Genomic DNA, 12,461 nt, shown 5'->3' with positions numbered 1-12,461 from the left:
GCTTAAGAAAATCTAAAACTACATGGGTACAAAGCTGACGGGAACGATATCTCTATCTCAAGCAGAGCAAGCTCTTGCTTACTAAACAGTACATCTGTATGGGGGAACTTCAGTTTAGAAGTGCGATCACTTCAAGTGGAACACTGGCTAAGGAGATGGGGAAGGTGGCGATGCTTTCGGAGGTGCTGCTGAACCACTAGGTAAGGACAAGTCAACACCAGTTCCACGATCATAAATCTCTATATTCCACTGCCCTGAGCGATTAGACTCAAAAGCAACAAAGCGACCATTACCGCTAATCGTCGGATGACGGACTTCTGCCAAGATATTTTCGGTTAAGCGTTTAGCTTCAAAGGTTTGGCGATCGTAAACAAAGACATCCGGCTTACCCAACTGCTCCGAAATATAAACAATGTAGCGACCATCAGCACTGATATCTGGCTGTTCTTGGAGGGTATTTGGCTGATTTAGTCCAGGCAAATCCACGAGACGCCGTTGCTGCATATCGTAGAGATAGATGCTTCGCTGTGCCAGACGATCAGAGGCAAAGACTAAGTAGCGCCCATCGTAAGAATAACTGGGTTCTTGGTCAGCGGCGGAACTATTGAGAGTTGCACCCAGATTTTGAGTCGGCGGAGTTACAAAGCCACCCGAACCGAAGCCATCCCAAAGGAAACCGCCACAACTTGCCAATCCAATTACTAAACAAAGCCCTAAAACCTTGAGGAACGCATGATCCCAGCTAGGACAGCACTTCATCATTCGGGGACGGTAAAGGGCAGCAGTTGACATCGTTCAAGCAAACCTTGCCCCACTGCAAAGCCCAACGTACCAATGCCACCCGATTATCTGTTGCTGTCTTCGTGAGGATGTTGCTGATGTGGTTATCAACTGTGCGTTTACTAATTTCTAGCTGCTGGGCGATTTCATGATTGGTTAAACCTGCGGCTACTAGTTCTATAATTTGTACTTCGCGGTCTGAAAGAGACGCGGGGGTATAAGATTCGCCACCAGCCATAGGTATTTTGCCCTTGGTATATCTACTTACTATTTTAGAGGATTGTTAATAACGTCTGCGTCTGAATAATCCTTATTAACACACTCTGTTAAATTTTTAGGTGCAAAGGCTTGCCGTTGAGTGAGTTAAGGAAGAAAGTAGGGGAGGCAGGAAGCAGGGAAAAAAGAGCTATAGAAAAATAGTTCTCCTATTTCTCTCTACTTCTTGTTTTCGATCTTGACTTTATCGGTGATATCTCTTATTAGGGGATGAAGCCTTTGTTTAGTCTGAAAAAGTTGAGCTGGATCTAGCCGTGACCAAACCGCGTGTACTCTGCCTTGGTGAAATATTGTTTGACCTTCTAGCTGATCAGCTAGGGCGATCGCTTGAGGAGGTTGAATCTTGGACGCCTTATCCGGGAGGCGCTCCCGCTAATGTTGCTTGTGCCTTAGTTAAGCTAGGCACTCCGGCTGGTTTTTTGGGTTGTGTGGGACAAGATGAGCCTGGAGATACTCTGGTACAGCTATTGCAGGAGATTGGAGTAGACAGCACGGGTGTCCAGCGCCATTCCACAGCACCGACGCGACAAGTTTATGTGGTGCGTACTGAAAAAGGCGATCGCGAATTTGCAGGTTTTGGCGGCTTAGACACAACCCAATTTGCGGATGCCTTCCTCCAAGCGTCACAGATACCCGAATCCTTATTTGAAGAGGCTGAAATTTTAGTCCTGGGAACCCTGGAGCTAGCCTATCCCCAAAGTCGTGACGCGATCGCAAAAGCGCTGCAATTTGCAGAGCAGTATGATGTCAAGATTTTCTTAGATATCAACTGGCGTCCAGTCTTTTGGCCTGACACTAATGCCGCAAAGCCTTTAGTTCAAGAACTTTTCAAGAAAGTTGACTTCCTCAAACTTGCGAAGGAAGAAGCTGAGTTGTTCTTTGACACTAGTGACGCAGGTGCGATTACCCATCGTCTGGGTTCAGTAGAAGGTGTCCTAGTCACCGATGGAGATCAAGGCTGTTCCTACTGTCTCAATGACCATGAAGGCAAGTTTCCCGCGTTTGAAGTGGATGTTAAAGATGCCACGGGGGCTGGAGATGGCTTCGTTGCTGGTTTCCTCCATCAGCTATGCCATCAAGGACTTAAGGGCTTTGAGACGTTTGAATCTACAACGAACATCATTAAATACGCCAGTGCCGTGGGGGCATTAACAACATTGAAACCTGGTGCGATCGCGGCTCAACCTACAGCCTCTGAAGTGGAATTGTTTCTTAAAGACCTTGGTGAATTATGAGCTTAAAGGCTGAATTACCCTAACTGCGCTACCTAGTGCAGTCAGGCAGACGGTTTATTTTTATGCCCAACGGCTGTCTGCGTTCTGGTCACCGAAAGGTAGCAAGGGGCGAGAATCCCCCACTTCTTCAAGTGGCTTGCATTCAGGTGGGGTTGAATCCCCATCTGAGTACTCCCTTCTGCCTTCTTCACACTTCTAGATGTATTTGTCCTGTAGTCAATTCCTTAAAAATTGCAGCTTTCCTTCTAAGTGTGCTATCGTTATCTATTGTTCGGACGCATAGCTCAGTTGGTTAGAGCACCACGTTGACATCGTGGGGGTCACTGGTTCGAGTCCAGTTGTGTCCATCTCAAAGCATTGATATAGCGTAGACTGAATGTTGTAAAGCTCAGTCACTTAAGCAAATACTTGCGTTTTTGAGTATGAATTGAGTACGATAACTTTGACCTCCACGATATCATACTCAAAAAATCAGAGATGCCAACTAAAACGCAGGTAGCCTTTACTGGTAAAGCTAGCAAAGGGAATGTGTCTGTAGAAGCATTCCAGAATCGTTTAAGACTGAGATTTCGAGTTAATGGTAAGCAGAAGGCTTTCTCTCTTGGATTAGCAGATTCTCCCGAAAATAGAAAGCTTGCAGAACTAAAAGCTCGTCAGATAGAACTTGACATTATCTCAGGTAACTATGACTGTACTTTACAAAAGTACAAACTACAAACACAGGTTGCAACTCAGCAGAAAGTAGAGACAAAAGTCACTATCAGTGAACTATTCAAGGATTTTATTGACACTAAGACTAAAGATGTTTATAGTCGCACTCTCGAAAAATATCAAGCTACTCTGAACTACCTAAATCAGTTTGAATGTCAGGATGGAATGAACCAAAAATGTCTAGGAGATAAACCTGCTTGTTTTTTAAGTGATACTTGTGCTGAACAGTTTACAGATTGGTTGAGAGATAAAAACTCTGAAAGAGTACTAAAAGAGCGTTTAGGCTTGCTCAATGCCTGTTGGGAGTGGGCAATGAAAAAACAAATTGTAGAATATAATCCTTGGAAAAATTTACAAAAGCGTATAAAAGTTGCTCCAAAACAATCGCCAAAACCCTTTACTAAAGATGAAGTTCAGGCAATTATAGAAGCATTTAAAAATGAGCCTTATTATAAGCACTATGCAAGTTATGTGCAGTTTCTATTTTCTACGGGTGTACGAACTGGTGAAGCTATAGGTTTATGCTGGAAGCATATATCAGATGATTTCTCTACTATCTGGATTGGTGAAAGTTTAACGAAAGGAGTAAGAAAATCTGCTAAAAATAACAAGGCTCGTACAATCCCTGTCAGTAGCGACCTCAAGAATTTGCTCCAATCTATAAAGCCAGAAAAGGTTAATCCAGATGCTCCAGTGTTCGTGACTCGTCAAGGGAATGCATTAGATGAACATAACTTTAGCCGTCGTGCATGGCAAACGATTTTAACTCGGTTAGGTATTCCTTATCGTAGACCCTATAACACAAGACATACCTTTATATCTCATTGTTTAGAAGCTGGTTTAAATCCTGTAGTAGTAGCCTCTATTACTGGACATGACGTAAAAGTTCTTTATCAGGACTATGTAGGTTTAGTATCTAGTTCATCATTACCGGAGTTGTTTTAATTCTCTATTGAGACGAAAAGAATTGATATTTAACTATTTAGAGATTAAAACATGACAGGCTCAACAGCAACGCTGCTAATTTCCTGCCCTGACCAACGCGGACTCGTCGCCAAATTTGCTAATTTTATCGACTTCAATGGCGGCAATATTATTCATGCTGACCAACACACTGATTTCGCCACTGGGCTGTTTCTCACCCGAATTGAATGGCAACTTGATGATTTTAATTTGCCGCGTGAGTTGATTGCACCTGCATTTAATGCGATCGCAAAACCCCTAAAAGCTAATTTCTCGTTGCACTTCTCAGACAAAACTCCCCGTCTAGCAATTTGGGTTAGCCGCCAAGATCATTGTCTGTTTGACTTGGTTTGGCGACATAAAGCCAAAGAATTTTTTGCTGAGATTCCACTTATTATCAGCAACCACACTGATTTAAAAGATGTCGCCGCTCAATTTGGCATTGACTATCACTACATTCCCGTTACCAAGGATAATAAAGCTGAGCAGGAAGCCAAACAGCTAGAACTCCTGCATCAGTACAACATCGACCTAGTGATTCTTGCTAAATATATGCAAGTTCTCAGTCCAGAATTTATTCACCAATTTCCTCAAGTCATCAACATTCATCATTCCTTTCTCCCCGCCTTTGCAGGAGCAAAGCCTTACCACCAAGCGCATGAGCGAGGTGTTAAAACCATTGGTGCAACAGCTCACTATGTCACGCCTGAATTAGATGCAGGACCAATTATTGAGCAAGATGTTGTGCGAGTCAGCCACCGAGACAGCGTTGCTGATTTGATTCGCAAAGGGAAGGACTTAGAACGAGTTGTTTTAGCAAGAGCAGTACGCTTACACCTGCGCCATCAGGTGCTGGTTTATGGCAATCGGACAGTAGTATTTGCTTGAGAAGAGCATTAGAAATTTGTGACTTGAGGGCTGTTATCGGTTAAAAGGCATTAACAACCACGAAAGAAGTTTTGGGGTTGGACGAGGATTTTCTATAGGCAAGATTGTTCCGTCAGGCATTATTGCGCCACTCCAATCAGTACCGCTCAAATTAGCTGCACTAAAGTTTGCTTCACTCAAGTTTGCCCAGCGTAAGTCAGCCTTTTTCAGGTTAGCCCAAGCTAAGTCTGCCCCCCGCAAGTCTGCTCCAATTAAGTTGACTCGGCTTAAGTTTGCCCAATTTAGGTTTACTCCCCGTAGATTAGCCCCACGTAAGTCTGCTCCACGTAAGTCTGCCCAAATCAGGATTTCATCACTAAGGTTAACTCCTCGAAAATTACGTTCTCCTGCTGCATAGCGTTGCAACAGTTCATCTGGAGTCATTTTTTGAGCGCAACCTGCCCTAAGTGCATAACTAGAAGCGTTGGATTCGTAGCGGACGCTACCCTGAAAATCCATATATCTCGTTTCCACAGAGTTGACAAAGTTCATCCTCAGGCGTTTCTTTCAAACAGTCGATGAAATAAGTCATACCAAAGGGTGAACTTTATCGCAGGAAATCGGTAGCTATATCAGTCAAAAGCGTGACATCATCTTCAAGGTATCGTGACTTGAAGTCAAACTTATTTGTGACGGGTGTCACAAGTTGAGAGTATCTCCTCAATCGCAGGCTAGGAGGTTGATAGATGCCTTCCCTTCAGGAAGCCTATCTTTAGTTTTTCAATGCACCAAATAGCGAAAAGGCAAGGATGATCGTTCCTTTGACCTTTCTCCACAAACCCATGACAGGTAGGGAATAAATGCGATCGCATTTATTCCCTACCAAAGGCGATCGCACTAGTTTAATGAGATTAGTGTTATGAACTGAGTCGATGATTGAGGGCGTTTTGTCTTAAGGCGATTAGACTTTAGCAACCTTTCTAGAGAGAGTTAGGATTTCAACACCGTCTTGAGTCACTGCTACGGTATGCTCAAATTGAGCAGAAAGCTTACGGTCTTTCGTGAGAGCCGTCCATTGATCAGCGAGAACCTCAACTTCCCAGGTACCTTCATTAATCATTGGCTCAATGGTGAATACCATCCCAGGACGAAGGCGCTTGCCCTTTCCTCTTGTGCCATAGTGAGGAACCTGGGGCGCGGTATGGAAAATATTGCTAACGCCGTGTCCAACGAAATCTCGGACTACAGAAAACCCTTGTGCCTCAGCATATTCCTGAATTGCTGCACCAATGTCTCCAATCTTTGCTCCTGGCTTAACTTCAGCAATGCCGACATCTAAACACTTTTGGGTCACCTCAACCAACTTTTTCGCCATGGGGGAGGGAGTACCAACAAAGAAGGTTTTGGAGGTATCGCCGTAATAGCCATCGAGAATTGGCGTAACATCAATGTTGATGATGTCACCTTCTTTAAGGATTTGTTTGGCATTCGGGATGCCGTGACAGACTACCTCATTTACACTAGTGCAGATGGACTTAGGAAAGCCGTGGTAGCCAAGAGGGCCGCTTTTTGCGCCACGACTTTGTGTCCAGCGTTCAGCCTCATCATTCAGCTCTAATGTGCTAACTCCTGGCTTCACCATCGTTTCCAGGTGGTCTAGGAGTTCAGCAGCAAAGCGCCCAGCCTGACGCATTTTTTCTATTTCTCGGCTCGATAAAAGAACGATGGTTTCTGATGCCATGAGTTTCTATTCCAACAATTTCTCCCGCCAATGGAGAGCTATCTATTTATTCACTTTACTGCGATCGCGTTTGTGCTGCTGCTCTGCCAATCGTCTCGGCATCTTGCACGGCTGAATGTAACTCAAACACTGCCTCTGAGAGTAAGCGATGTCGCCAGATGAGGACAGGAATCTCATGAACTGTGGCAGGTACAGCACAATTTGGCGATAGTCCCTGCAAACAATGGGGTGGTTTAACAACAGCAATTCGGGGGAGTAAGTTTAGGGCAGTGGCTTCGGGAAGGGCTATTGTCTGCATTGTGCCACAAGGTTTTGCCCAGACTTGTAACCCTATTTTTGCAGAAGCGATCGCCTCCTCAAAATTCAAGCCGCCATACGTTCCCAAATCTCCATACAAACCCAAGCGAAAGCGTCTTTCACACAAGCGTAGAACTGAATATTGATAACCCGTAAAGATAAAGTCAAGGGATTGGAATGGAGCAATCTTCGCTGCCACATTACTCACAAGTCGCTTGACCAATTGCAAACCATCAACACCCACTAACTCCCAAAGTTGATACTGAGAAAGATTGAGAAACGGTGAGTGTTCTTCTTTATCCAGCAGTGCTTTTGCCGCTTCGGTGAGAAATAACTGTTCGCTGGAAAGCTTGGTCATAGCCAGAAGTTTAATTACTAGCTTCCGCAGAAAGCCGTGTGAAGTCCATTTATAGCTAAATGATAAGGGTGAGCATTGCCCACCCTTAGACCAGAAGTGCGATCGCAACTTTTCTACAGTATGACTAAAAAGACCGACGCTTACTCGGATTAGCTCCTGTGGTTCGAGTAGAACGTCCCCTCAAAGACAGTCCTTTCTGGATTTGCTGAGAAATATTTCCCAAAATTAAATTACCATTCTGGACACGGCGACGAGATTTTCGGGATTGACGCTGTAATGTGCTACCAGAAGCAATCATTCCTAACACGGCTGGTATATACCCTCCCTGTCTCGGCTTTGCACGGCTAATTCGTTCATTGCCTACTTCTTTGTGCGTAATAGTGCGATTGGATTTCTCAACAGGAGGCTTATAAACTGACTCAGCTAAGGAAAATGCACTAAGCGCAATCAGAATGCCTACAACTACAGGATTTTTAGCCTCTGGTTTACCATTTTTGATGGTGTAGGAAGCATAGATGAACCAAATTAAAATCCCAACACTAAGAATAATTAATAGACCAATAATTGCAGGACTACCACTGAAGCTATAAATTGGCCCTTTCGCTTCCAAAAAGTCTTGAGGGGTTTTAAAAGGACTACTCATTTTTATTTTCTCCCTATTCTATTCCGGCAGTACCAGGACGTGGACGTTCAAACATTTCCGGCATCGTTTCTACTTCACTTGGTTCTAACCTCTTTGGTGTTGACCAATTCATGCTGTATTCTGGGTAACCTTCAATCCCCAAATCTGCTATATCTAAACCCTCAATTTCTTCTTCCCTAGAAACTCGCAATAAATTCATTTTTTTCAGAATCCAGCTAGTTCCATATCCTGGAAGGAAACCAAGAACGACAATACAGATAAATACTCCGACGAACTGACCAAATAAACTAGTTAGGGGTACTCCTTCTCCTTGAGGATAGCCACTGGCAAATAGTCCGACAACTAAAGCACCAAACATTCCGCAAAAACCATGAACTCCAACAGCTCCTACCGCATCATCAATGCCCAGTTTTTCTATAAATATGGCAACTTTTGGCATCAGAAAAGCACCAATAAAAGCAATGACAATGACTAAAGAGGGATGATACAAGTCCATACCACCACCTGCTGAAATAATTCCTGCCAAGCCTCCAGGAATTGTAAAAAATGGGTCTGCTTTAGAAGAGATATAAGCGGCAATTATTCCCGATGCGAGAGCGAGAGTGGTATTAACACCAATTGAAGCAAGTGTCATTGGTGAACCGTAGATTGTTGTTTCCTTGGCATAACCGGGAAGGAAAATCAGGCAAGCGGCTAAGAAAGCGTAAAAACCGACAAAAATCAGCATTAAACCTACCATAGTTAAAGGTAGGTTGTGAGGTAAGATGGGTCGAGGTTTTCCTTGTTCGTCATACTTGCCAATTCTAGGACCAAGATTGATTAGTACCCCTAAGGTGAAGAATCCTGAAACGCCATGAACAACGGCGGCACAGCCAAAGTCGTGATAACCAAATTGAGTATAAAACCAACCGAAAGCACTCCAGCCCCAAGCTGCCGCGACAACCCATGTAAAACCACCAAGAACGATTGACATAATCAGGTAAGCCCCGATTTTCACCCGTTCAATTAAGGCTCCTGATAAAATTGAAGCTGTGGTCATTGCAAACAGGGCAAAAGCAAAGAAAAATACCCCAGTAAGATGGTCTGCTGTATTCGGTGCTAAGGCATCAGACCACGGATAAGAGGCTTGAACGTAGGGCATTGCTGCCTTTATTGTTTCATTGGCTTCTGGGTTAGTCCAAGGACCAAGAATTCCACCTGTAACTGGAAATAAGGGGAAGGCGTTGTAAACCCACCATCCGAAGAAGTAAAACGCTAAACCAACACTTGATAAGGTCAATAGGTTTTTGACCATTGTGGCAAGAACGTTTTTAGTACGGGATGCACCGCCTTCATAAGCGAGAAAGCCTGCATGAATCAATAACATGAATACAGAAGCATAGTAATAGAAGCTCTCTGATACAAATGTTCCTAAGAATTCTTGCGCTTCAGGAGTCATAAGTCACGTTGAATAAATTTCCAACTGGCGATAGATGAAGTGTTAAATAACTTAGAAGAAATGCTTGGGTTGTTACAGTCAACTAGGATACGGTTGTCATAACAAGCCAGTAATATTTAACAAGAAAATTAGAAAAGCGATCGCATAAAAACATCGTTATAAACTGAAATGAGTCCGTTGATGCAATTAGGAGAGAATGAGTGGACATCAGAGCAGCAGTAGCCTTCGAGGCAGGCAAACCGTTGACGATTGAAACGGTGCAGCTAGATGGACCAAAGGCTGGTGAGGTGCTGATTGAAATCAAGGCAACCGGAATTTGCCACACCGATGCCTACACCCTCTCTGGCAAAGACCCCGAAGGTCTATTCCCCGCCATTCTGGGGCATGAAGGCGCAGGTGTTGTGATCGAGGTGGGTGAAGGTGTAACCAGCCTAAAACCAGGCGACCATGTGATTCCCCTCTACACCCCAGAATGCCGTCAGTGTGAATACTGTTTGAGTCGCAAGACCAATCTTTGTCAAGCCATTCGTTCTACCCAAGGGCGTGGTGTAATGCCTGATGGTAGTAGTCGCTTTTCAATTGATGGAACTATGCTCCATCACTACATGGGAACATCTACCTTTGCCAACTACACCGTGTTGCCTGAGATTGCCGTAGCAAAAATTCGTGAAGACGCTCCCTTTGATAAAGTCTGCTACATCGGTTGTGGTGTAACAACGGGTGTCGGTGCAGTCATTAACACCGCGAAAGTCGAACCAGGAGCGAGGGTAGTAGTCTTTGGATTGGGTGGTATTGGTCTAAATGTCATCCAAGGGGCGCGGATGGTTGGAGCAAGCCAAATTGTAGGAGTGGATATCAATCCAGCTAGGCGCCCACTTGCAGAAAAATTTGGGATGACTGATTTTGTGAATCCTAAGGAAGTTGAAGGCGATTTAGTGCCGTACCTCGTTGACTTAACCAAAGGCGGCGCTGATTACAGCTTTGAGTGTATCGGCAATGTGAATGTGATGCGCCAAGCCCTAGAATGCTGCCACAAAGGTTGGGGCGTTAGCGTGATTATTGGTGTTGCAGGTGCTGGCGAGGAAATTCGTACCCGTCCATTTCAACTAGTTACAGGGCGCGTTTGGAAAGGGACAGCCTTTGGTGGTGCTAGAGGACGTACTGATGTTCCTCAGATTGTTGATTGGTACATGGAAGGCAAAATTAACATTGATGACTTGATTACCCATGTGATGCCTCTAGAGCAAATCAACGATGCCTTTGATTTAATGCACAAGGGCGAATCTATCCGTAGCGTTGTGACATTCTAAAACCTGAAGCAGGTTTTAGGACTCTATTGAGTGCCAAAAAAGGCTCCTGCTTTTAAACAGGAGCCTTTTAGTTATTCAAGTTTTAACTGAAACTTAATTGAGCAATCTAGTCGAGGTCAGGCATAGATAGAACCGGCTCAGTGATACGGTCGATGCCCTTCTCAAATCCAGCCGCCGCCGCACGAGCACGACCAGCGTGCCAGAGGTGACCCACTAGGAAGAAGAAGCCCACCACAAAGTGGAAACAAGCCAACCAAGAACGTGGAGACACGTAGTTGAAGGAGTTGATTTCTGTCGCAACGCCACCAACTGAGTTTAGAGAACCCAAAGGAGCATGGGTCATGTACTCAGCGGCACGACGAGCTTGCCAAGGCTGAATGTCATTGTTGATCTTATTTAGGTCAAGACCGTTAGGACCACGCAGAGGCTCCAACCAAGGACCTTGGAAATCCCAGAAGCGCATCGTTTCACCACCGAAGATGATTTCGCCAGTAGGAGAGCGCATCAGGTATTTACCTAAGCCAGTTGGACCTTGAGCCGAACCGACGTTTGCACCCAAGCGTTGGTCACGAATCAAGAAGGTCAAGGCTTGAGCCTGAGACGCTTCAGGACCTGTTGGGCCATAGAATTCGCTGGGGTAAGCGGTGTTGTTGAACCAGACGTAACAAGCAGCAACGAAACCCATCAGAGACAAAGCACCCAAGCTGTAGGAGAGATAAGCTTCTCCAGACCAGATGAAGGCGCGGCGTGCCCAGGCGAAAGGCTTGGTAAGAACGTGGAAGATACCACCGAAAATGCAAACCAAACCAACCCAGATATGACCGCCGATGATGTCTTCCATGTTGTTGACGCTGATAATCCAGCCTTCGCCACCGAAGGGAGCCTTCAGCAGATAACCGAAGATTACAGCAGGATTCAGTGTCGGGTTGGTAATGATGCGGACATCACCACCACCTGGTGCCCAAGTATCGTAAACACCACCGACAAACATTGCCTTGATTACCAGCAGCAAAGCACCGATTCCCAAAACAATGAGGTGGAAGCCCAAGATGGTGGTCATCTTGTTCTTGTCTTTCCAGTCGTAACCAAAGAATGCCGAATAATCTTCTAAGGTTTCAGGACCACGAATCGCGTGGTAAATACCACCGAGACCTAAAACAGCAGAAGAAATCAGGTGCAGTACACCGACAACAAAATAAGGGAAGATGTCGATAACTTCACCACCAGGACCAACACCCCAACCAAGGGTGGCAAGGTGAGGTAGGAGAATCAAGCCCTGTTCGTACATGGGCTTTTCGGGCACGAAGTGAGCAACCTCAAATAAGGTCATTGCTCCTGCCCAGAAGACAATCAATCCAGAGTGGGCAACGTGAGCGCCCAGCAGCTTACCAGAAAGGTTGATTAGACGGGCGTTACCAGCCCACCAGGCAAAACCTGATGATTCCTGGTCACGATTCCCTGCAATCAGAGAACTATTAGAGAGCGTTACCACGGGGTAGTACCTCTTTGAGAATAATGAATGATAAACAAGGAGTGATGAATGCTGAAAGATGAGCGTTCAGCATTCATCTTAAAGGTTTTTTACAGAGCGTTACCACGAGGAAGAACTTCCTCAGGGAACTCAAAGTTTTCATGAGGTTGGTCTTGTGGAGCCATCCAAGCCCGAATGCCCTCGTTCAAGAGAATATTCTTGGTGTAGAACGTCTCAAATTCAGGGTCTTCTGCTGCCCGGATTTCCTGCGAGACGAAGTCATACGCCCGCAAGTTCAGCGCCAAGCCAATAATCCCAATTGATGCCATCCACAAGCCCGTTACAGGCACGAACAGCATGAAGAAGTGCAA

General features: G+C 45.1%; 13 protein-coding genes, 1 tRNA gene and 1 pseudogene. 5 read left to right on the top strand and 10 right to left on the bottom strand.

Annotated elements, in window-relative coordinates; translation table 11 throughout:
• Window positions 1–147: 147 nt before the first annotated feature.
• Both H6F98_RS15305 and H6F98_RS15300 read right to left on the bottom strand, forming a co-directional pair.
• Window positions 148–792 (bottom strand): biopolymer transporter, encoded by a 645-nt coding sequence (locus tag H6F98_RS15305; protein WP_242058552.1) that lies wholly within the window; start codon window positions 790–792, stop codon window positions 148–150.
• The gene (locus tag H6F98_RS15300) at window positions 743–1,018 is read right to left on the bottom strand and encodes a helix-turn-helix transcriptional regulator (RefSeq protein WP_192219565.1); all 276 of its coding nucleotides are present in this window, start codon (window positions 1,016–1,018) and stop codon (window positions 743–745) included. The genes H6F98_RS15305 and H6F98_RS15300 overlap by 50 nt, the downstream gene beginning before the upstream one ends.
• 292 nt (window positions 1,019–1,310) lie before the next feature.
• On the opposite strand from H6F98_RS15300, the gene H6F98_RS15295 reads away from it, so the two are divergent.
• The 4 genes from H6F98_RS15295 (at window position 1,311) to purU (ending at window position 4,853) form a co-directional block, all read left to right on the top strand.
• Window positions 1,311–2,291, top strand: coding sequence for a PfkB family carbohydrate kinase (locus tag H6F98_RS15295; RefSeq protein WP_192219564.1), 981 nt, complete (start codon window positions 1,311–1,313; stop codon window positions 2,289–2,291).
• A 273-nt stretch (window positions 2,292–2,564) separates the two neighbouring features.
• Window positions 2,565–2,638 (top strand) — tRNA-Val (locus tag H6F98_RS15290).
• Window positions 2,639–2,768: 130 nt separating this feature from the next.
• Window positions 2,769–3,947: a tyrosine-type recombinase/integrase gene (locus tag H6F98_RS15285; RefSeq protein WP_192219563.1), complete on the top strand. Its 1,179-nt coding sequence runs from the start codon at window positions 2,769–2,771 to the stop codon at window positions 3,945–3,947.
• A 51-nt stretch (window positions 3,948–3,998) separates the two neighbouring features.
• Complete coding sequence (purU, locus tag H6F98_RS15280) at window positions 3,999–4,853, top strand: formyltetrahydrofolate deformylase (protein ID WP_192219562.1); 855 nt, start codon at window positions 3,999–4,001, stop codon at window positions 4,851–4,853.
• 33 nt (window positions 4,854–4,886) lie between these two features.
• Here the strand turns inward: purU and H6F98_RS15275 are convergent, their stop codons facing one another.
• The 6 genes from H6F98_RS15275 to H6F98_RS15255 form a co-directional block, all read right to left on the bottom strand.
• Complete coding sequence (locus H6F98_RS15275) at window positions 4,887–5,384, bottom strand: pentapeptide repeat-containing protein (RefSeq protein WP_242058551.1); 498 nt, start codon at window positions 5,382–5,384, stop codon at window positions 4,887–4,889.
• A gap of 220 nt (window positions 5,385–5,604) precedes the next feature.
• Window positions 5,605–5,730, bottom strand: a complete 126-nt coding sequence (locus tag H6F98_RS34100) for a hypothetical protein (protein ID WP_277927587.1) — start codon at window positions 5,728–5,730, stop codon at window positions 5,605–5,607.
• A gap of 63 nt (window positions 5,731–5,793) precedes the next feature.
• On the bottom strand, window positions 5,794–6,573 hold the full coding sequence (gene map, locus H6F98_RS15270) for a type I methionyl aminopeptidase (protein WP_192219561.1): 780 nt from the start codon (window positions 6,571–6,573) through the stop codon (window positions 5,794–5,796).
• 55 nt (window positions 6,574–6,628) lie between these two features.
• A complete protein-coding gene (locus H6F98_RS15265; RefSeq protein WP_192219560.1) occupies window positions 6,629–7,228 on the bottom strand; it encodes a hypothetical protein in 600 nt (199 codons plus the stop codon).
• A 124-nt stretch (window positions 7,229–7,352) separates the two neighbouring features.
• The gene (locus tag H6F98_RS15260; RefSeq protein WP_192219559.1) at window positions 7,353–7,871 is read right to left on the bottom strand and encodes a hypothetical protein; all 519 of its coding nucleotides are present in this window, start codon (window positions 7,869–7,871) and stop codon (window positions 7,353–7,355) included.
• A gap of 13 nt (window positions 7,872–7,884) precedes the next feature.
• Window positions 7,885–9,309 carry an ammonium transporter gene (locus H6F98_RS15255; RefSeq protein ID WP_192219558.1) on the bottom strand — a complete coding sequence of 475 codons (1,425 nt, stop codon included), beginning with the start codon at window positions 9,307–9,309 and terminating at the stop codon, window positions 7,885–7,887.
• 200 nt (window positions 9,310–9,509) lie between these two features.
• Here H6F98_RS15255 and H6F98_RS15250 point away from each other — a divergent pair, with 200 nt between their 5' ends.
• On the top strand, window positions 9,510–10,619 hold the full coding sequence (locus H6F98_RS15250) for an S-(hydroxymethyl)glutathione dehydrogenase/class III alcohol dehydrogenase (protein ID WP_192219557.1): 1,110 nt from the start codon (window positions 9,510–9,512) through the stop codon (window positions 10,617–10,619).
• A gap of 106 nt (window positions 10,620–10,725) precedes the next feature.
• On the opposite strand, the gene psbC is transcribed toward H6F98_RS15250, so the two are convergent.
• Together psbC and H6F98_RS15240 are read right to left on the bottom strand one after the other, a co-directional pair.
• Window positions 10,726–12,111, bottom strand: coding sequence for a photosystem II reaction center protein CP43 (gene psbC, locus H6F98_RS15245; protein ID WP_192219556.1), 1,386 nt, complete (start codon window positions 12,109–12,111; stop codon window positions 10,726–10,728).
• 89 nt (window positions 12,112–12,200) lie between these two features.
• A pseudogene (locus H6F98_RS15240) lies at window positions 12,201–12,461 on the bottom strand (photosystem II D2 protein (photosystem q(a) protein)); the annotation flags it as partial.

This window comes from Microcoleus sp. FACHB-SPT15, assembly GCF_014849525.1.
Lineage (GTDB): Bacteria > Cyanobacteriota > Cyanobacteriia > Cyanobacteriales > Coleofasciculaceae > Symplocastrum > Symplocastrum torsivum.
This window is presented reverse-complemented; position numbering and strand designations above follow the sequence as displayed.